This window comes from Streptomyces sp. NPDC045955 (genome assembly GCF_056430805.1).
The window spans coordinates 99,668-117,783 of record NZ_JBWKKY010000020.1; the positions used below are offsets into that span (position 1 = coordinate 99,668).

16 protein-coding genes and 1 pseudogene are annotated in these 18,116 nt (G+C 69.7%); 9 read left to right on the plus strand and 8 right to left on the minus strand.

Going from position 1 to position 18,116, the window contains the following annotated elements; all coding sequences use genetic code 11:
* The first annotated feature begins 81 nt into the window (after positions 1-81).
* Positions 82-462, plus strand: a complete 381-nt coding sequence (locus AC07F0_RS32035) for a hypothetical protein (RefSeq protein WP_478983477.1) — start codon at positions 82-84, stop codon at positions 460-462.
* A gap of 65 nt (positions 463-527) precedes the next feature.
* On the opposite strand, the gene AC07F0_RS32040 is transcribed toward AC07F0_RS32035, so the two are convergent.
* Positions 528-2,831 (minus strand): transglycosylase domain-containing protein, encoded by a 2,304-nt coding sequence (locus AC07F0_RS32040; RefSeq protein ID WP_478983478.1) that lies wholly within the window; start codon positions 2,829-2,831, stop codon positions 528-530.
* Between the two features lie 261 nt (positions 2,832-3,092).
* Between AC07F0_RS32040 and AC07F0_RS32045 the strand changes: the two genes are divergently transcribed.
* The 5 genes from AC07F0_RS32045 (at position 3,093) to AC07F0_RS32065 (ending at position 7,926) form a co-directional block, all read left to right on the plus strand.
* A complete protein-coding gene (locus tag AC07F0_RS32045) occupies positions 3,093-4,028 on the plus strand; it encodes an SPFH domain-containing protein (RefSeq protein ID WP_478983479.1) in 936 nt (311 codons plus the stop codon).
* Positions 4,025-4,270: a type II toxin-antitoxin system antitoxin gene (locus AC07F0_RS32050; protein WP_436730534.1), complete on the plus strand. Its 246-nt coding sequence runs from the start codon at positions 4,025-4,027 to the stop codon at positions 4,268-4,270. The genes AC07F0_RS32045 and AC07F0_RS32050 overlap by 4 nt, the downstream gene beginning before the upstream one ends.
* 112 nt (positions 4,271-4,382) lie before the next feature.
* Complete coding sequence (locus AC07F0_RS32055; protein WP_382590125.1) at positions 4,383-4,907, plus strand: PadR family transcriptional regulator; 525 nt, start codon at positions 4,383-4,385, stop codon at positions 4,905-4,907.
* Complete coding sequence (locus tag AC07F0_RS32060; protein WP_478983480.1) at positions 4,904-5,593, plus strand: ABC transporter ATP-binding protein; 690 nt, start codon at positions 4,904-4,906, stop codon at positions 5,591-5,593. Before AC07F0_RS32055 ends, AC07F0_RS32060 begins: the two co-directional genes overlap by 4 nt.
* On the plus strand, positions 5,590-7,926 hold the full coding sequence (locus AC07F0_RS32065) for an ABC transporter permease (RefSeq protein ID WP_478983481.1): 2,337 nt from the start codon (positions 5,590-5,592) through the stop codon (positions 7,924-7,926). Before AC07F0_RS32060 ends, AC07F0_RS32065 begins: the two co-directional genes overlap by 4 nt.
* Positions 7,927-7,953: 27 nt before the next feature.
* Here the strand turns inward: AC07F0_RS32065 and AC07F0_RS32070 are convergent, their stop codons facing one another.
* Positions 7,954-8,904 carry a LysR substrate-binding domain-containing protein gene (locus tag AC07F0_RS32070; protein ID WP_478983482.1) on the minus strand — a complete coding sequence of 317 codons (951 nt, stop codon included), beginning with the start codon at positions 8,902-8,904 and terminating at the stop codon, positions 7,954-7,956.
* A gap of 133 nt (positions 8,905-9,037) precedes the next feature.
* On the opposite strand from AC07F0_RS32070, the gene AC07F0_RS32075 reads away from it, so the two are divergent.
* Together AC07F0_RS32075 and AC07F0_RS32080 are read left to right on the plus strand one after the other, a co-directional pair.
* Positions 9,038-9,592: a peroxiredoxin gene (locus AC07F0_RS32075; protein ID WP_399407080.1), complete on the plus strand. Its 555-nt coding sequence runs from the start codon at positions 9,038-9,040 to the stop codon at positions 9,590-9,592.
* A 6-nt stretch (positions 9,593-9,598) separates the two neighbouring features.
* Complete coding sequence (locus AC07F0_RS32080; protein WP_478983483.1) at positions 9,599-10,132, plus strand: alkyl hydroperoxide reductase; 534 nt, start codon at positions 9,599-9,601, stop codon at positions 10,130-10,132.
* Positions 10,133-10,286: 154 nt separating this feature from the next.
* Here AC07F0_RS32080 and AC07F0_RS32085 read toward each other — a convergent pair whose 3' ends face one another.
* From AC07F0_RS32085 to AC07F0_RS32100, 4 genes are all read right to left on the minus strand, one after another.
* Positions 10,287-11,603: an AI-2E family transporter gene (locus tag AC07F0_RS32085; protein ID WP_478983484.1), complete on the minus strand. Its 1,317-nt coding sequence runs from the start codon at positions 11,601-11,603 to the stop codon at positions 10,287-10,289.
* A gap of 139 nt (positions 11,604-11,742) precedes the next feature.
* Complete coding sequence (locus AC07F0_RS32090; protein WP_478983485.1) at positions 11,743-12,444, minus strand: aggregation-promoting factor C-terminal-like domain-containing protein; 702 nt, start codon at positions 12,442-12,444, stop codon at positions 11,743-11,745.
* Positions 12,445-12,861: 417 nt separating this feature from the next.
* Positions 12,862-14,187, minus strand: a complete 1,326-nt coding sequence (locus AC07F0_RS32095; RefSeq protein ID WP_356929349.1) for a PhoH family protein — start codon at positions 14,185-14,187, stop codon at positions 12,862-12,864.
* A gap of 880 nt (positions 14,188-15,067) precedes the next feature.
* Complete coding sequence (locus AC07F0_RS32100) at positions 15,068-15,841, minus strand: isoprenyl transferase (protein WP_436730541.1); 774 nt, start codon at positions 15,839-15,841, stop codon at positions 15,068-15,070.
* A 543-nt stretch (positions 15,842-16,384) separates the two neighbouring features.
* On the opposite strand from AC07F0_RS32100, the pseudogene AC07F0_RS32105 reads away from it, so the two are divergent.
* Positions 16,385-16,786 (plus strand): annotated as a pseudogene (locus AC07F0_RS32105) (DNA glycosylase AlkZ-like family protein); the annotation flags it as partial.
* A 30-nt stretch (positions 16,787-16,816) separates the two neighbouring features.
* Here AC07F0_RS32105 and AC07F0_RS32110 read toward each other — a convergent pair.
* Together AC07F0_RS32110 and AC07F0_RS32115 are read right to left on the minus strand one after the other, a co-directional pair.
* Positions 16,817-17,617: a methyltransferase domain-containing protein gene (locus AC07F0_RS32110; protein ID WP_478983486.1), complete on the minus strand. Its 801-nt coding sequence runs from the start codon at positions 17,615-17,617 to the stop codon at positions 16,817-16,819.
* Positions 17,614-18,069, minus strand: a complete 456-nt coding sequence (locus AC07F0_RS32115) for a GNAT family N-acetyltransferase (RefSeq protein WP_478983487.1) — start codon at positions 18,067-18,069, stop codon at positions 17,614-17,616. Before AC07F0_RS32115 ends, AC07F0_RS32110 begins: the two co-directional genes overlap by 4 nt.
* Positions 18,070-18,116 lie beyond the last annotated feature (47 nt).

Below are 18,116 nucleotides of genomic sequence, written 5' to 3' on the forward strand. Positions count from 1 at the left end.
ACAGAGGGCCGCGGCGGCGAACAGCGCCACCACGGTGGGCGCGATCCAGGCGGGCACGAGGTTGATGACGCCATGGTCCGTATGACGGACCTGGCGGGCGGGGAGAAAGGAGACGGCCTGGCCACGATCCCCGAACACCGAGATCACGCCGTACATGTTGATCAGCCAGGCGACGCTCGCGAGGAGCAATGCCGCTTCCGCCAGGGCTCCATGGGCCTCGTCCACCAGCAGCACCCGCTTGGTCCACGAGAACATGATGACCTTGGCGGCCAGAACACCGATGGCCAAGACGGTGGTGGCCGGCACGACGACCAGCATGATGCCTCTCCTTTCACCGAGCAGACCGGGTCTCCGGTCCAGCGCCCGCCCGCGATCGGCTCCTCGTCGGTCAGCGACATCTCGCGGGCCGGCACGGTCGTCCGGGACACCTGCGGCCCCGTGAAGACCCGTCCCACCGCCTGACGACAGCACCGCTCAGCACGAGGGCGCCCGGGTTCGCCGGGCGCCCTTCGCCGTGCCTCCCGCTATCAGTCCTTTCCGTCGTCGCCCGGCTTGATCGGGTCGAACGGGTCGCCGCCACCGTCGTTCGGCGGTGTCGTCTGCGGGGACGCGGGCGGGGTGAAGGTGGGCGGTGTCGTCGACGGACTCGGCGGCGGGGAACTGCTCGGCTCCTCCGTCGTCGGCGGCGGTGACGACGACGAGGGCTCCTCGGTCGTCGGCTCCTGCGTGGGCTCCCTGGTCGGTTCCCGCGTCGGGGTCGGCGTCCGCGTCGGCTGGACGGCCGCGCCCTGCTCGGTGTCCAGGTCGAACTTGCTGGTGTCGCCCATCACGCCGAAGGTGTACGACGCCCAGATCAGCGCGGGGAAATCGCCGCCGTTGATCCGGGGCTCGCCGGCCGCCTTGTACATCGGGACGTGCTTGTACGGGGGCTTGTCGTCCTCTCCGAACAGGCCGACGGATGTGACCAGGCCGGGTGTGTAACCGGTGAACCAGGCCGACAGGTTGTCGTCGGACGTACCCGTCTTGCCCGCGACCTGCTGCCCGTCGCGCTTGGGGTTGTCGCGCACGGACCGCTGGGCGGTGCCGTCGTCGACCACGCCGGTCAGCACCGAGGTCACCGAGTCGGCGGCCTCGCGGCTGATGACCTGGTCTCCGATCGCATCCGGGATGGAGACCGCGCGGGTGTTGTGCTCGACGGACTTGAGGAGCGTCGGCGTGACCTTCCTGCCGTGGTTGTCGAGGGTCGCGTAGACGCCGGCCATCTCCAGCGGGCTCGCACCCATCGTGCCCAGAGTCTGGGCGGGCACCGCCTCCAGGCCCTTGGTGTTCATGCCGAGTTCGCCCGCGACCTTCATCACTTCGGGCATACCGACATCAACGCCCATCTGCGCGAAGACGGAGTTGATGGACCTGTTCATCGCTGTCTGGACGGTGACCTTGCCGTAGTTGGCGTCGTCTTCGTTCTCAGGCGCGAAGCCGACCTTGGTGCCGTCGTCCACGACCGGGCGCTTGCTCGTGCCGTCGTAGATCGTGTTCGCCCTGATCGGCGTGCCGTCCTGGGTCTTGGCGCCCCCCTCAAGGGCGGCCGCCAGGATCACCGGCTTGAAAGTGGAGGCGGGCTGGTAGTCGGTGCGGGTCGCGTTGTTGACGTAGTGCTTGAGGTAATCCCGACCGCCGTACATGGCGACGACCGCGCCGGTCTTCGGGTTCACGGACGCGGCACCGGCCTGGACGTCCGCGTCGACCTTGCGCTTTTTGGGGTCGAGCTTGCTGTCCAGCTGCTGCTCGACGGACTTCTCGAGCGCTGCCTGCTTCTTCTTGTCAATGTTGAGCGTGAGGGTCCAGCCGCCCTGGTTGACCAGCGCCTCCGCCTGCTTCGCGTCTTCGGCGGCGCCCTGGGCGACGAGCTGCTTCTCCAGCGCGGCGTTGGCGGCCTTCACCAGGTAGCCGGTCTGGCCTCCCATGCTCGGGTCGGCCTTCGGCTCCTCGGGCACCGGGAACGTCAGGGCCTGACGCTCGGACTTCTTCAGCCAGCCTTCCTCGACCATGTTGTTCAAGACGTAGTTCCAGCGCGCTCTCACCAGCTTCTTACCGGTGTCGGAGGCTATCGCCCAGTCGTACTGGTTCGGTGCCTGGAGCAGCGCGGCGAGGTAGGCGCCCTGCGCGACCGTGAGCCTCTCGGCGTCGGTGCGGTAGTAGGCCTGGGCGGCGGCCTGGATGCCGTAGGCGCCACGGCCGTAGTAACTGGTGTTGATGTAGCCGGCGAGGATGTAGTCCTTGGACTTCTCCCGGTCCAGCTTCAGGGAGATGACCAGTTCTTTCAGCTTGCGGGAGACGGTCTGTTCCTGCGTCAGGTAGTAGTTCTTGACGTACTGCTGGGTGATCGTCGAACCGCCCTGCGCGCCCTTGCCGGTGACTGTGTTGAGCAGGCCTCGGGCCGTGCCCTTCAGGTCTACGCCGGCGTCCTTGTAGAAGGTCTTGTTCTCGGCGGCGACGAAGGTCTTCTGGACGGGCTTGGGTACCTCGGCCAGGTCCACGATCTCGCGGTTGCGGTCACCCGCGCGGGCCAGCAACGAGCCGTCACTGTACTTGTAGACGTTGCTCTGCCACTCGGCATCGGCGTTCCCCTTCGGAATGCCGATCATCATGTACAGCACGATGAAGGCACCCATGCCGAGCAGGCACAGGCCGAAGAAGGTGCCGAGGATCTTCTTCCAGGTGAAGAGCCTGCGTATGCCGCTCTTCCCGGCCGCGCCCGACGAACGGCGGCGCTTGGGTGCCGCCCGGCGCCCACCGCGCTGTCTGGCGCGTCTTTCTTCCGCTCGTCCCATGGGTCCGATCCGCTCCGCTTCGTTCATGTGTGCTCACATGTCACACGGGTTCGCCGCTCAGGTCAGCTCAGAAAGCTAACACCGGGAGATAAGAGAGAGGGCTGCCGATCCGGCCCTTTACGGACGTGACAATCAGCACCCATCCCAACGGAACCGACGTTCGAGACACGCGTAGGGTTGCCACGGCGCCGAAAAGTGTTATCACTTAGCTAGACGGAAGCTATGCAGGAGTGGCTTCCCGGGAGGAACGGGGGATCACCCATGTCCATACACCAACCGCAGGTCACCGCCGACGTGCCCGAGATGCCGGCGCCCCGCGTGCGGGAGTTCGCCGCGCACAGCATCGGCGGCGGACTCGCCCTGCTGCTCGGCCTGCTCGGCCTACTGGCCGGCGCCGGGCTGATCGCGGCCGCCACGTCGGTCGACGGGGGCGGAGCCAAGGCCGCACTGATCATCGGCGGCATCGTGGTCGGGCTCGCGGCGTTCCTGGCCATGTGCGGGCTGAACATGGTGGCGCCCGGCGAGGCCCGGGTCGTCCAGCTCTTCGGCCGCTACCGCGGGACGATCCGGCAGGACGGCCTGCGCTGGGTGAACCCGCTCACCTCGCGCACCAAGATCTCGACGCGCGTCCGCAACCACGAGACCGCCGTTCTGAAGGTCAACGACGCCTACGGCAATCCGATCGAGCTCGCCGCGGTGGTGGTGTGGCGCGTCGAGGACACCGCCCAGGCCATCTTCGAGGTGGACGACTACGTCGAGTTCGTCTCCACACAGACCGAGGCGGCCGTGCGGCACATCGCCATCGAGTACCCCTACGACGCCCACGAGGAGGACGGCCTCTCGCTGCGCGGCAACGCCGAGGAGATCACCGAGAAGCTCGCCGTCGAACTGCACGCGCGCGTGGAGGCGGCCGGGGTGCAGATCATCGAGTCCCGCTTCACGCACCTCGCGTACGCCCCCGAGATCGCCTCGGCGATGCTCCAGCGGCAGCAGGCCGGAGCGGTCGTCGCGGCCCGGCGGCAGATCGTGGACGGGGCGGTGGGCATGGTCGAGGCCGCGATCGCCCGGATCACCGAGCGGGACATCGTGGAGCTGGATTCCGAGCGGAAGGCGGCGATGGTCTCCAACCTGATGGTGGTGCTGTGCGGGGACCGCGCCGCCCAGCCGGTCCTCAACACCGGGTCGCTGTACCAGTGACGGAGCCGTCCGAGGGTCCGGGTTCCCGGCGCCGGCCGCAGCAGCAGCGCAAGCAGGTGCTGCTGCGGCTGGACCCGGCGGTGTACGAGGCGCTGGCGCGGTGGGCCGGGGACGAACTGCGGTCGGCCAACGCGCAGATCGAGTTCCTGCTGCGGAAGGCGCTGGCCGAGGCGGGCCGGCTGCCGCGGGAGACCGGGCCGATGCCCCGGCGGGGCAGGCCGCCCGGGGGCTCTGAGCAATAGCCTGTTGCGGAACCGTGACAACAGCCCCCGACCTGCGGGGTCGTACCGCACGCCATGAACTGCACACTCGGCGTATACATGCCGCGTATACACCCCGTGTACAGTCCTGGTCATGTCCATCGGTCACACTCTCCTGGGACTCCTGGAGTCCGGCCCGCGCCACGGTTACGACCTGAAGCGGGCCTTCGACGAGAAGTTCGGTCACGACCGGCCACTGCACTACGGCCAGGTCTACTCGACGATGTCCCGGCTGCTGAAGAACGGGCTCGTCGAGGTCGACGGCATCGAGGCCGGCGGCGGGCCCGAGCGCAAGCGGTACGCGATCACCGAGGCCGGCATCACCGACGTCGAGCGGTGGCTCGCGACGCCGGAGAAGCCGGAGCCGTACCTCCAGTCGACCCTCTACACCAAGGTCGTCCTCGCGCTGCTCACCCACCGCGACGCCGCCGACATCCTCGACACGCAGCGCTCGGAGCATCTGCGCAGCATGCGGATCCTCACCGACCGCAAGCGCAAGGGCGATCTGGCCGACCAGCTGATCTGCGACCACGCCCTGTTCCACCTGGAGGCGGACCTGCGCTGGCTGGAACTGACCGCTGCCCGCCTGGACAAGCTCCGTGAGGCGGTGGCCCGGTGACGATTCCCGCTGGTTCGCTGCTCACTGCCCAGGACCTGCGCAAGGCGTACGGGCCGACCACCGCGCTCGACGGTGCCGAGTTCTCCATCCACCCGGGCGAGGTCGTCGCCGTGATGGGTCCGTCCGGGTCGGGCAAGTCGACGCTGCTGCACTGCCTCGCCGGGATCGTGACGCCCGACTCGGGCTCGATCACGTACGACGGGCGTGAGGTGACGGCGATGAGCGACGCCGAGCGCAGTGCGCTCAGGCGTTCGGAGTTCGGGTTCGTGTTCCAGTTCGGCCAGCTCGTGCCCGAACTCACCTGCGTGGAGAACGTGGCGCTCCCGATGCGCCTGAACGGGTTGTCCCGCAGGGAGGCCGAACGGACCGCGCTGGCGTGGATGGAGCGGCTGGAGGTCGACGAGCTGCGCAAGAAGCGGCCCGGCGAGGTGTCCGGCGGCCAGGGCCAGCGGGTCGCCGTCGCCCGCGCGCTGGTCACCAACCCGCGTGTGGTGTTCGCCGACGAACCGACCGGCGCGCTCGACTCCTTCAACGGCGAGCGCGTGATGGAGCTGCTCACGGACGCCGCCCGGTCCGCCAACACGGCCGTGGTGCTCGTCACCCACGAGGCCAGGGTGGCCGCGTACTCCGACCGCGAGATCGTCGTGCGCGACGGCAGGTCCCGGGACATGGAGCGCGTCGTATGAGGGCAGGGCAATGGGCCGCCGATCTCTCCATGGGGGTCCGGTTCGCCTTCGCGGGCGGACGCGAGGGGTGGATCCGGGCGCTGCTGACGGCCGTCGGCGTCGGGCTCGGTGTGGCACTGCTGCTGCTCACCACCGCCCTCCCGAACGCGCTGGCGGAACGGGACCGGCGTGAGGAGGCACGCAGCGACCACACCTTCAGCCAGCAGAAGATACCGAGGGCCGACAACACCCTGGTCATCCTGGACGCGGACACCACGTTCCACGACCAGGACGTGCGCGGGCGCATGCTGGAGGCGGAGGGCCCGCGGGCTCCGCTGCCGCCGGGGCTCTCGGAGTTCCCGGCCAAGGGCGAGATGGTCGTCTCCCCCGCGCTGAAGGAACTGCTCGCCTCCGACAGCGGGAAACTGCTGCGGGAGCGGCTGCCCTACCGGATCACGGGCACCATCGGCGAGCAGGGGCTCGTCGGCTCCCAGGAACTCGCCTACTTCGCGGGCGGCCAGGGGCTCGCCGACCTGCTCGATTCGGCCAGCGGGGCGCGGATCGACAGCTTCGGCAACCCGGACCTGGCGCCGTCCGACCCGTGGGATCCGGTGCTGCTCCTGCTGGTCCTGGTCGTCTTCGTGGTGCTGCTGATGCCGGTCGCCGTGTTCATCGCCGCGGCCGTGCGGTTCGGCGGCGAGCGGCGCGACCGCAGGCTCGCGGCCCTGCGGCTGGTCGGCTCCGACAGCGCGATGACCCGGCGGATCGCCGCCGGCGAGGCGCTCGCCGGATCCCTGCTGGGGCTGGTCCTCGGCACCGGGTTCTTCCTGCTGGGACGCCAACTGGCGGCCTCCTTCGAGGTGTTCCACGTCAGCGTGTTCCCGAGCTATCTGAACCCCTCTCCCCTGCTGGCCGGCCTGGTCGCGGTGGCGGTCCCGACGGCCGCGGTGCTGGTGACACTCCTCGCCCTGCGCGGGGTGGTCATCGAGCCGCTCGGCGTGGTGCGTACGGCCAAGCCCGCGCGACGCCGGCTGTGGTGGCGGCTGCTGCTGCCGCTGGGCGGGCTCGCGATGCTCTTCCCGATGATCGGACAGGGTGACGACGGCGGAGAGTTCAACCAGTACCTCGTCGGCGGCGGCGTCATGCTCCTGCTCATCGGCGTCACGGCTCTGCTGCCCTGGATCGTGGAGAGGGTCGTCGCCCGGCTCGGCTCCGGCGGGATCGCCTGGCAACTTGCCGTGCGCAGGCTACAGTTGAGCAGTGGTGCGGCGGCCCGCATGGTCAACGGCATCGCGGTGGCGGTGGCCGGGGCGATCGCGCTCCAGATGCTGTTCGCCGGGGTGGAGGGCAACTACACCGCCGCTTCGCAGTACGACGTCTCCCGGGCCCAGATGAGCGTGGACGTGACGGACAGCGCCGACACCGCGTCCACGGTCAGGGAGTACCGCGACACCGAGGGCGTGCGCAAGGTCACCGCACTGTCCGATACCCATCTCGGCGACCGGCGCGGCGAGGCGGACTCCTATGTTCAGGTCACCGTGGCCGACTGCGTGTCGCTGCGCGAGGTGGCCACGCTCCCGTCCTGCCGCGACGGCGACGTCTTCGCGGTCAGGGGCTCCGCATACGACAGCGAGAGCGACCACCTGACCAAGCCCGGAACGACCCTGTGGGCCGACCCGGCCGACACCCCGCGCTCCGGCGACCGCTGGGTCTCCTGGACCGTGCCGCAGGACATCAAGCAGGCACAGCCCCGCGAGGACCCCACCGGGTACGAACGCGGCGGCATTCTGGTCACCCCCGGCGCGCTGCCCGGGAAGCTCGCGGCGGCCACCTCCGCACGTCTCTTCCTGAGCGTGGACCGCTCGGTGCCGGACGCCTACGAGTACGTGCGCAACACGGCCGCGCGCCTTGACCCCACGGCGCAGCCGATGACCTGGAACAGCGTCGAGCGCAACGAACGCTACGCCACCATCCGCACCGGCCTGTCCGTCGGCGCCGCGTGTGTGCTGGCGCTGATCGGCGCGAGCCTGCTGGTCTCGCAGCTGGAGCAGTTGCGCGAACGCCGCAAGCTGCTGTCGGCCCTGGTGGCCTTCGGCACCCGGCGCCGCACCCTCAGCCTGTCGGTGCTGTGGCAGACGGCGATCCCGATCGGACTGGGCCTGCTGCTCGCCGCGACGGTGGGCATGGCCCTGGGCGCGGTCCTGCTGCGGATGACCGACATGTCCGTCCGGGTCGACTGGCCGAGTGTGCTGTCGATGACCGGCATCGGCGCGGGAGTCGTCCTCGTGGTGACGCTGCTGAGCCTGCCGCCGCTGCTGAGGATGATGCGGCCGGACGGGCTGCGAACGGAGTAGCAGCTCCGGGCTCTTTCGCGCCGGCTGTCAGGCGTCCTGGTCGAGCACCCGGACGGGCAGCGGCCGCAGGGCCTCCCGCAGCGCCGCCGCCAGTTCCTCGTACTCCGCGCCGCGCGCGGCCCCCGCCCGCATCGCCAGAGCGACCCTGCGGGTGGGGGCCGGGTCGGTGAAGTACCCGGTCAGGAGCTGGTTGCTGCGGGAGATCTCGACCTTGAGGGCGGTGCGCGGCAGCAGCGTGACGCCGAGCCCGCCCGCGACGAGCTGCACCAGGGTGGACAGCCCGGCGGCGGTCGTGGTGACCGGCGCGTCCTCGCGGCCGGCCTCCCGGCAGATGTCGAGGGCCTGGTCGCGCAGGCAGTGCCCCTCGTCCAGCAGCAGCAGGTTCAGCTCGCGCAGCGCCTCGCGCCGGATGCCCTCGCGTCCGCCGAGCGGGTGGTCGAGCGGTGTGACGAGCACGAAGTCCTCGTCGAACAGCGGCAGTTCGGCGACGCCCGGCACCCCCAGCGGTACGGCGAGCAGCAGCAGGTCGAGCCGGCCGCTGGTGAGACCGTCGAGCAGACTGGCGGTCTGCTCCTCGTGCACCTGGAGGTCGAGGTGCGGATACCGTTCGTGGACGAGCCGCAGGACGGTGGGCAGCAGATACGGCGCCACGGTCGGGATGACCCCCAGCCGCAGCACACCCGTGAACGGCGCCCGGACCGCCTCGGCCTCCTCCATGAGCGCACCCACCTCGGCCAGGACCGCCTTGGCCCGTACGGCGATCCGCTCGCCCTCGGGTGAGAGCAGCACCTTGCGCGTCGTACGCTCGAGGAGCGTCACTCCGAGTGTCTCCTCCAGCGCCGAGACGGCGCCCGAGAGGGCGGGCTGGCTCATGCCGATGGCCCCCGCCGCGTCCCGGAAGTGCAGGTGCTCGGCGACCGCCGCGAAGGCCCGCAGCTGGGCGAGGCTGGGCTGCCTGCGCTTATTACCCACAGTCACTAATAACTACCTCCGATCAACTCGACCGAGTGTAGCTATTTCCGTAATCAATCGACCCTGTGCCAACATCAATAACGTCCAACCCATGGGAAACACCCGCAATCCGGGTGTTTCTTCGCTGCAAGGAGAGCGTGTGCTCACTGTCGGTGACAAGTTCCCCGAGTTCGATCTGACCGCCTGCGTCTCGCTGGAGAAGGGCAAGGAGTTCCAGCAGATCAACCACAAGACCTACGAGGGTCAGTGGAAGGTCATCTTCGCGTGGCCCAAGGACTTCACCTTCGTGTGCCCGACCGAGATCGCCGCCTTCGGCAAGCTGAACGACGAGTTCGCCGACCGCGACGCCCAGGTCCTCGGCTTCTCCGGCGACTCCGAGTTCGTCCACCACGCCTGGCGCAAGGACCACGACGACCTGCGCGACCTGCCGTTCCCGATGATGGCCGACTCCAAGCACGAGCTGATGCGCGAGCTCGGCATCGAGGACGAGGACGGCTTCGCCAAGCGCGCGGTGTTCATCGTGGACCAGAACAACGAGATCCAGTTCTCGATGGTGACCGCGGGTTCGGTCGGCCGTAACCCGAAGGAGGTCCTGCGGGTCCTGGACGCCCTCCAGACGGACGAGCTGTGCCCCTGCAACTGGTCGAAGGGCGACGAGACCCTCGACCCGGTCGCGCTGCTCGCCGGAGAGTGATCTGACATGTCCCTCGACGCACTCAAGTCCGCCATACCGGACTACGCCAAGGACCTGAAGCTCAACCTGGGCTCGGTCATCGGCAACTCGGACCTGCCGGCCCAGCAGCTGTGGGGCACGGTCCTCGCGACCGCGATCGCCTCGCGCTCCCCGATCGTGCTGCGCGAGCTGGAGCCGGAGGCGAAGGCCAACCTGTCGCCCGAGGCCTACACGGCGGCGAAGGCCGCCGCCGCGGTGATGGCGATGAACAACGTCTTCTACCGCACGCGGCACCTGCTGTCGGACCACGAGTACGGCAACCTGCGCGCGGGCCTGCGGATGAACGTCATCGGCAACCCGGGCGTCGACAAGGTCGACTTCGAGCTGTGGTCCTTCGCGGTCTCCGCCATCAACGGCTGCGGCATGTGCCTGGACTCCCACGAGCAGGTCCTGCGCAAGGCCGGCCTCGACCGCGAGGTCATCCAGGAGGCGTTCAAGATCGCGTCCGTGATCCAGGCGGTCGGCGTGACGCTGGACGCCGAGGCGATACTGGCCGAGTAACCCCCGGCTGCACGCCCCGCATTGCAGGGCCCCCGCCCACCTGACCGGTGGGCGGGGGCCCTGCCCGTTCGAGTTCGCCTTCTCGTCCGACCGCTGCGGGCGGCGAGTGGGGACAGGCCCGGGGGCCAGAGGGGGGAGCCCCCTGGGAACCGGACTACTGCGACGGCGTCTCGGAAGGGCCGGGTTGCTCCACCGCCCCCACCGCTGTCGCACCCCGCGGGCGGACCGAGTGCCGCAACGCCGACTTCCTGGAGTACGCCCGCAGATACCCCGCGACCGTGTTCGTCACGGCCACCAACGGCACGGCCACCACCGCACCCCCGATCCCGGCGACCATCCCCCCGCATGCCACGGACAGCACCACGGCCAGCGGATGCACCCGCACCGCCCGCCCCAGAATGAACGGCTGCAGGATGTGGCCCTCGATCTGCTGCACCGCCAGCACCACCACCAGGGTCATGACAGCCGTGAACACCCCCTGGGTGACCAGCGCCACGACCACCGCCAGCGCCCCGGACACCACCGCACCCACCAGCGGGATGAACGCGAACAGGAAGATGAACACCGCCAGCGGCACGGCCATCGGCACGTCGAGGAAGTAGATCCCCAGCCCGATGAAGATCGCGTCGATCAGCGCGACGATCACCGTGCCCCGCACATACGCCGTCAGCGTCCGCCACGCCGCCGGCCCGGCCCCGGCCACCCCCGGCCGCGCCGCCGCCGGCACCAGCTTCAGCGTCCACTCCCAGATCCGCTTGCCGTCGTAGAGCAGGAACAGCGTGGAGAAGACCGCCAGCAGAATCCCCGTCAGCGACTCGACGACGACCGTCACGCCCTCCAGCCCCGCCGAGGTGATCTGGTCGGTGTTAGCGCCGACCGCCTCCCGCAGGTTCTTGGCGATCTCGTTGATCTGCTTGTCCGTGACGTGGAAGGGGCTGTTCAGCAGCCAGTTCCGCAACTCGTCGATGCCGTCCTGGATCTGGCCCGAGAGGTCGTCGATGTTCTCCATGACCTGCCAGGTCACGAACCAGCCGATCAGCCCCATGACGACGAAGCCGAGGATCGCGGTCAGCGCCGTGGCCGGCCCGCGCGGCACCCCGAGCCGCCGCAGCCGTGTCACGGTCGGCTGGAGGATCGCGGTGATGAGCAGCGCGCTCACGAACGCCAGCACCACCAGCTGGACGGCGCTGATGATCCGCATCAGCACCCACAGCGTGCCCGCGAGGACGAGCAGCCGCCAGCCGGCCTCCGCCGCGACCCGCACCCCCCACGGCACGGCCAGCGCGGGATCAGGCCGGGCGGGTACGTCGGGCGCGTAGTCCGGGGGCGGCGGCACGTGGTCGTCGGACGGCGTCCCGGACTCGGTCTCGTCCCGCTCCCGTTCGGCCTCGGCGCGGCGTTCGTTCCACCGCTCGCTCATCTCGGTCAGTCCGGCACCGAGCCGGCCGAGCCACCCTGGCACTCGCGACATGATCCGTCCTTTTCCCCCCGTCTCTCCGCACCACTCCCCCCTGGAGTCGTCCGTCAAGACCGTACATGGCGCGAGCCCCTCACCGTACGACGGTGAGGGGCTCGCGCTGAGGATTGGCTGCGGCTGAAGGGCCGCGGGCTCAGTACCAGTTGTTGGCCTGCCAGAACGACCAGGCGTCACACGGGCTGCCGTAGCGGTCGTTCATGTAGTTCAGGCCCCACTTGATCTGGGTGGCCGGGTTGGTCCGCCAGTCGGCACCGGCGGACGACATCTTGGAACCGGGCAGCGCCTGGAACATTCCGTAGGCCCCGGAGGAAGGGTTGACCGCCTTGTAGTTCCAGTCGGACTCGTGGTCCACGATGTTGCTGAAGCACTGGAACTGACCCGCCGGCACCATCTGCCGCGCCATCGCCTGGATCTGCGCGATGGAGTAGGAGGTCGCGACGGGGAAGTCGGAGATGTCCTTGGAGCGGCTGGCGGCCTCCTTGGCCTCCGCGCGCTCCTTGGCGGCCTTCTCGGCCGCGGCGGCCTTCTCGGCGGCTTCCTTCTTCTTGGCGATGGCCGTCTCGGCCGCAGCCTTGCGGGCGGCCTCCTCGGCGTCCTTCTTCGCGCTCGCGTCGGCGGCGATGGCCTGTGCGTCGGCCTGCTGCGTCAGCGACGCCGTCTGTACCTGGGCCTGCTGGCCCGCGGGAATGTCTGCGAGCAGCGTGGTGCCGCTGGCCGTCGCTTCGGCGTCGTTGTTCTGCGCGGTGCTGCCCGAGGCAACGCCGACGACGCTTCCGACAGCGGTGACCGCCGTGGCCGAGGCCACTGCGAATCCCCGGACCGAGATCCGGCTCACACGGTTTCCTTCCAGCATCGCCCGCTTCGGTGACCCTCGCGGACGCAATCGTGCCCCTGGCACTGGCCTCCCCAACTGCGGGGTCACGGGAGGCGCGGGCCCGGTGGGCAACTCCCTCACAGGAGTGCCGCGTGGTGCTCGGGCGGCATACGACATCGCTATGTAGTTGACGCCGTGCTTTGAGTGGTGCCGTACCGCTGGGGGTACAGGTGTGTCGTATGCGGGGCCTGACAGGAGTGAGACTCTGCCGCAACTCGACGGCGCAAGGCAATTCCGAGTTGCGTGTGAAAGCTCACATCCCGTTTGACGCGGGAGATTCACAGAAAAGCCCACACACGAAGGCGCCGCCCGGCTAGGCTCTTCGCCTTTCCGGACGGCGCCAACTACTGCGTAACCGCCCCCGTCAGGGCAGGACGGTCAGATGTGTCCGTCTTCGAGCATTTCGGTCACAAGAGCAGCGATCTGCGACCTCTCGGATCGCGTCAGGGTCACGTGCGCGAAAAGCGGATGCCCCTTCAGCTTCTCGACGACGGCGACGACTCCGTCGTACCGACCGACCCTCAGATTGTCGCGCTGCGCCACGTCATGGGTGAGAACCACGCGTGAATTGGCCCCGATACGGGACAGAACGGTAAGAAGTACGTTCCGTTCCAGCGACTGCGCCTCGTCGACGATCACGAACGCGTCGTGCAGCGAGCGGCCACGGATGTGGGTGAGCGGCAGCACCTCCAGCATCCCTCGGGCGGTGACCTCCTCGATGACCTCCCGGCTGGTGACCGCCGACAACGTGTCGAACACCGCCTGCGCCCAGGGGCTCATCTTCTCCGCCTCGGAGCCGGGCAGATAGCCGAGCTCCTGCCCGCCCACCGCGTACAGCGGACGGAAGACCATCACCTTCTGGTGCTGACGGCGCTCCAGCACCGCCTCCAGACCCGCGCACAGCGCCAGCGCCGACTTTCCGGTGCCGGCCCGGCCGCCCATCGACACGATCCCGACGTCCGGGTCGAGCAGCAGGTCGAGCGCGATCCGCTGCTCGGCACTGCGGCCCTTGATGCCGAACGCCTCACGATCCCCGCGTACGACACGGACGTTGCCCTCGGCCGTGACCCGCCCGAGCGCCTTGCCGCGCTCCGACTGGATCATCAGGCCCGTGTGCACCGGCAGGTCGGCGGCCTCGGGGACGTAGACGTGCCCCTCCTCGAAGAGGATGTCCACCTGCTCGCCGGTCAGGGTCAGTTCGGACATTCCGGTCCAGCCGGAGGAGTCCGTGATGGCGAGCTCCGCGCGGTACTCCTCGGCGAGGAGCCCGACCGAGGACGCCTTGATCCTAAGCGGGAGGTCCTTCGACACGACGGTGACGTCGAACCCCTCGGCCTGGAGGTTGCGGGCGACCGCGAGGATGCGGGAGTCGTTGTCCCCCAGGCGGTAGCCGCTGGGCAGCACGCTGGGGTCCGAGTGATTGAGCTCGACACGGACGGTTCCGCCGAGGTCCCCGGTGGGGATGGGGGCGTCGAGGCGGCCGTACCGCACCCGGTAGTCGTCGAGCAGACGCAGGGCCTGCCGGGCGAAGTAGCCGAGTTCGGGATGGTTCCGCTTGGCCTCCAGTTCCGTCACCACGACGATGGGAAGCACGACCTCGTGCTCGTCGAAGCGGCTCAGGGCGTTCGGGTCGGCCAGCAGGACGCTGGTGTCGAGAACATAGGTGCGCCGGTCGGGCTTGTGGCGCTTTGTGCTGGTCACCACGGAAGGACGTACCCCCTCGGATGAGGTCGGGGAGCGACGGAGTGGAGCTGGACCGGTCGTCGGCCGCCCTGCGCGGGCCGAGAACCGGCCCTCCGCCTCTTCGTCCGTGCTGTGACCGCACGATCGGGCTGGTGCAAAGGGCCTCCCGGGCGGACGGCCCCGTGCCGTCCGCTGAGATCCGACACCCGGGGTTCGGGCGTCGACCTGACTGACTTATGCCCTCGAACGGGCGTCGCCATGCAACGGCATATGACGGCGGTCCGGCGAATTCCGCGTTACGCGCGCCTCCGGAGGGGTACCGGGAAGGTTTGCGACCTGCCGCGACAACGGTACCCGGCGGCCTGCGCGGCCGCGCGAAGTCCGACGTCCGGCGGCGTGCGCCGGAGCGCGATCCAGCGGTCGTGGGTGCCGGGGGCGGGCGGCGTAGCGCAGGTCAGCCGCCGTGGGCGCCGGGGGCGGGCGGTGAAACGCGGATCAGCCGTCATAGCCCCCCAGGGCGGGCGGTGAAACACGGGTCAACCGCCGCGACCGCCGGTAACGGGCGGTGAAGCACAGATCAGCCGTCATAGCCGCCCAGGGCGGGCGGTGAAACACGGGTCAACCGCCGCGACCGCCGGTAACGGGCGGTGAAGCACAGATCAGCCGTCATAGCCGCCTAGGGCGGGTGGTGAAGCGCAGGTCAGCCGTCATAACCGCCGAGGGCGGGCGGTGAAGCGCAGGTCAGCCGTCATAACCGCCGAGGGCGGGCGGTGAAGCGCAGGTCAGCCGTCATAAGCCGAGGGCGGGCGGTGAAGCGCAGGTCAGCCGTCATAAGCCGAGGGCGGGCGGTGAAGCGCAGGTCAGCCGTCATAACCGCCGAGGGCGGGCGGTGAAGCGCGGGTCAGCCGCCGAAGCGGCGGTGGCGGGCGGCGTAGTCGCGCATGGCGCGCAGGAAGTCGACCTTGCGGAAGGCCGGCCAGAACACGTCACAGAAGTAGTACTCGGAGTGCGCCGTCTGCCAGAGCATGAATCCGGACAGGCGCTGCTCACCGCTGGTGCGGATCACCAGGTCCGGGTCGGGCTGGTCGCTCGTGTAGAGGTGACGCCCGATCATGTCGATGTCGACGGCCTCGGCGAGCTCCTCCATCGAGGTGCCCCGGTCCTGGGCGTCGAGCAGCATGGAGCGCACGGCGTCGGCGATCTCCTGGCGGCCGCCGTAGCCGATGGCGACGTTGACCACTATCCCGTCGACGTGCGCGGTGGTCTCCTCGGCCTCCTTCAGCACCGTCTGCATCCCGGAGGGCAGCAGATCGGGCGTGCCCACGTGGTGCACGCGCCAGCGGCCGTCGGCGGCCAGGGTGCGCACGACGTCCTCGATGATGCCGAGCAGGGGGACGAGCTCCTCCTGCGGCCGGTCGAAGTTGTCCGTGGACAGCAGCCAGAGGGTCACGACCTCGACGTCGGTCTCACTGCACCAGCCGAGGAACTCCTCGATCTTCTCGGCACCGGCCCGGTGACCGTGGACGGTGCTGGAACCGGCGGCCTTCGCCCAGCGCCGGTTACCGTCCATGATGACGCCGATGTGCTTGGGCACCTGAGCGTGGTCCAGGTGGCCTTCCACCCGGCGTGCGTACAGCCTGACCAGCAGGCCACGCAGCTTGTCGCGCAGGTTCACGTGATCGTCAGCCCCTCCGTACGGATCGGACAGGCCGCGGCATGCGGCCTGGTCGTGGCCGCGGGCGGTCCCTGTCCGTGTGGCAGTCCCCGGAGGCGAAGCCTACCCCCGCTGCCGCCGTGGGCCGCCCACGGGTGCGGAACGAAGAATTCCGGCCGGTGTCAGGGGCGGCTCCGGCGCACAAGAAAACGGGCCGGTCCGTGGGGGGGATACGGACCGGCCCGAGGGGGGGTTTCCACCATAACCCTTTGTAAGTGATGCTGCGTGCATCGGCGTGCCACAACTACTCTCCGGAGCCACCCGGCGACGCGGTGATGCCCGCGGAACCTCTCACTCACGGCTCGCCCCTGGCCGAAACACAGCCCCCACAAGGCCCCGTACGCTGCCCCTACGCTGCCCGTAAGCAGAGAATCGTGTGCCCTGAGGCGGGATCCGGAGGATTTGCCGCACCTTGGGGGCCCATTCGACGACTTGTCCCCGTATCCCCCCAACGGGTGACGTCGACCCACGACATGCCCTTGACCCCGCGCCCGAAGTAGGTCAGTCGAGGAGGTCGGCTTCGAGGGCACGCGGGCGTGGGTGGCCGCGGGTGACACCGACTTCCCGGACGGGCCCGCGCGGGGTGTGCGGCTGCTGCCGTACTTCGACGCGTACGTCATCGCCGCGCAGCCCCGCGAGCGGCTGTTCCCCGGTGCGGCCTACGAGCGTGCCCTGGCGGGCCGCCAGGCGGGCAACTACCCCGTGCTGCTGGTCGACGGTGTGGTGGCGGGTGTCTGGCACCAGCGGCGCCAGGGCCGTCGTACGACCGTCACCCTCGAGCCCCTCGCCCGGCTGACGGCACGGCAGGAACGGGAGCTGGGTGAGCAGGTGGAGCGGGTGGGCGAGGTGCTGGAGGCGGTGGCGGAGTTGGTCGTGGGCGAGGTGAGGGTAGGCCCGCATGCGTAAGAGGTGACTGCGGTGAGGCGCGGTGGAGGGTCAGGTGGGTGGGGCGCCGGGCCCGCCAGGCTTGCGGGCCTCGAAGAGGTGCCGGGTGCTGTGGGCGACAAAGGGCCCGTCGGACTGGATCCGCTCGTGCAGTGCGCGGAGCTGCGGCTCGTACGCCTCGACGGTGAAGCCGGGCACCATCCACACCACCTTCCGCAGGAAGTGCACGACCGCGCCGATGTCGAGGAACTCCATGCGGAGCCGCTCCGCCCGCAGATCGACGACGTCGAGCCCCGCGGCCTCGGCGTCGGCCCGCTCGCGCTCGGGGTGCCGGCCACTGCGCGCCGGGTTCGGCTGGGGCCCGAGGAAGTGCTCGACGAGCTCGAAGACGCTGGCCGGTCCCACGTGCTGGGCGAAGTACGTCCCTCCGGGCTGGAGGACGCGGGCGATCTCGCCCCAGTGCGGACGGACGGGGTGCCGGCTCACGACCAGGTCGAAGGCACCGTCGGCGAAGGGCAACGGGGCGTCCTCTGGCGCGGCGACGACCGCGACTCCGCGCGGACGGAGCAGGGCGGTCGCCTTGGCCACGTTCGGCTGCCAGCCCTCGGTGGCGACGGCGAGCAGGGGCCGCTTCGGGGCCTGGGCGAGAGCGAAGTCCAGCACTTCCCCGCCGCCGGTCTGGATGTTGAGCACGGCAGACGCCCGCCCCAGCCGCGCGGCCGCCGACGTCGCGTACCCCCAGGAGGGCCGGGCTTCGGTGGCCCGCCCCTCGAACCAGGAGAAGTCCCAGCCTTCGGTGGGGACGCAGGCGCCTTCGGCGACGAGGTCTTCGAAGGTGCGGTGCACTGTCACGTCAGAACGAGCAGGACGTGCTCGTCGTCTTCGTACTGGACGGTGCCGGCGGGACGGAAACCGTGCTTCTCGAGGAGACGTACGGAAGCGGTGTTCCCGCTGAAGGGATCGGCGTGCAGGGGCCGGTTCCTCTCCCGCTCCAGGAAGAGTTCCAGGGCCCGGGTGCCGATGCCGCGTCCCCAGTACGCGCGCCCGAGCCAGTACCCCAGGAAGCGGCGGTCCTCCTCCCACCAGGCGACGAAGCTGCCGGCGACCTCACCGTCCACGGTCACGGTCTGCACGCAGTTGGCGCCGTCGCCGAGGACCCGCTGCTTCCAGTGCGCCATGAAGGCCTCCCGCGGCCGGGGCGTGAACCTCGACCGCCGGGCTGCCTCGGGATCCTGCTCGTAGGCGCAGAACGCTTCGAGATCGTCTTCCACGACATCACGCAGCCGCACGTCTTCGGTAGTCATGCCGATGAGTGTGGCACCGGCCACTGACAACGGCGCCGCGGAGCCGT

Coding starts and splice junctions, on each gene's coding strand:
- AC07F0_RS32065 (WP_478983481.1), top strand. CDS start 5,590: ATGAGGGCAGGGCAATGGGCCGCCGATCTCTCCATGGGGGTCCGGTTC.
- AC07F0_RS32080 (WP_478983483.1), top strand. CDS start 9,599: ATGTCCCTCGACGCACTCAAGTCCGCCATACCGGACTACGCCAAGGAC.
- AC07F0_RS32040 (WP_478983478.1), bottom strand. CDS start 2,831: ATGGGACGAGCGGAAGAAAGACGCGCCAGACAGCGCGGTGGGCGCCGG.
- AC07F0_RS32085 (WP_478983484.1), bottom strand. CDS start 11,603: ATGTCGCGAGTGCCAGGGTGGCTCGGCCGGCTCGGTGCCGGACTGACC.
- AC07F0_RS32045 (WP_478983479.1), top strand. CDS start 3,093: ATGTCCATACACCAACCGCAGGTCACCGCCGACGTGCCCGAGATGCCG.
- AC07F0_RS32055 (WP_382590125.1), top strand. CDS start 4,383: ATGTCCATCGGTCACACTCTCCTGGGACTCCTGGAGTCCGGCCCGCGC.
- AC07F0_RS32035 (WP_478983477.1), top strand. CDS start 82: ATGACGGACCTGGCGGGCGGGGAGAAAGGAGACGGCCTGGCCACGATC.
- AC07F0_RS32115 (WP_478983487.1), bottom strand. CDS start 18,069: ATGACTACCGAAGACGTGCGGCTGCGTGATGTCGTGGAAGACGATCTC.